A 1,144-nucleotide genomic window follows, 5' to 3' on the forward strand; every position below is an offset into this window, starting at 1 on the left:
ACGTCAAATGGATGCGAGGTTTGTTTAGGATGCCGGCTACCATCACAGCGCCACGTATCTGCGGCTGGCTGTAGTGGTGACTGACAAAGTGGACAAATAAATAAGGACACAGGTATCTCAAAGTCATAGCAATATGACCCGCATTTTAACAAATTTCGTGTGCCCTAAACGATAAAAAGCCACCTCAATACTCATTGAGATGGCTTCTAAGCAGGAAAGTTAGGTATATTTGAGGCTTGTTTTTCTAACGCAGCTTCAAGGTCATTAGCCCAAGAATGACGAGAATGATGGCGATAATCCAAAACCGCGTCACCACCTGCGTTTCTTTCCAACCAATTTCTTCGAAATGATGGTGTAGCGGAGCCATACGGAAAACGCGTTTTTTGCGCAATTTATAAGAGCCAACTTGCAACATCACTGATAGCGCTTCAGCGACAAATAGACCACCCATAATGGCAAAGGCAATCTCTTGTCGTGTCATCACGGCAATCGTACCCAGCATCGCACCCAGCGCCAACGCGCCCACATCGCCCATAAATACTTGTGCAGGATGCGCGTTGAACCACAAAAACCCAAGACCTGCCCCGACCATGGCACCACAAACGATAATGACTTCAGAGTTATAGGGAATGTACGGAACGTGCAAATAATCCGCAAAGCGCACATCGCCCGATACATAAGCCATCGCACCCAATCCTGCTGCGACAAGCACTACTGGTAATATCGCCAAGCCATCCAAGCCATCGGTTAAGTTAACCGCATTGGACGCACCATTGATCACAAAGTAGGTAAAGATAATAAAACCAATACCAAAAGGCACTGCCGAAAATGGAATCATCCAATCTTTAAAGATCGGTATCAATAAGTCCTGCATCTCGCGAGTGGTGTTGATATCCGGCTGTAGTGTGGCGATGTAGTATAAAGAGACGCCGACGAATAATGCGCCCATCGATAACCAAAAATATTTCTTTCGCGCAATCAAGCCCTTTGGGTCTTTGTACTTGATTTTGAGCCAATCATCCGCCCAACCTACAGCACCAAAGATCACCATAACAACGAGCAAAATCCACACATAAGGATTGTTCAAACGTGCCCATAGCAGAGTCGATACCCCAATAGCACTGAGAATCAATACCCCACCCAT

Annotated in this window: 1 protein-coding gene; it reads right to left on the minus strand. The window is 46.2% G+C overall.

The annotated features are described in order from the left end of the window. Positions 1–244 precede the first annotated feature (244 nt). Positions 245–1,144, minus strand: a 900-nt coding sequence (gene mraY / locus ACS8FC_RS14620) for a phospho-N-acetylmuramoyl-pentapeptide-transferase (protein ID WP_439297299.1), incomplete at its 5' end; no start/stop codon positions are given.

The sequence above is a fragment of the Psychrobacter sp. 1Y4 genome (assembly GCF_051847555.1).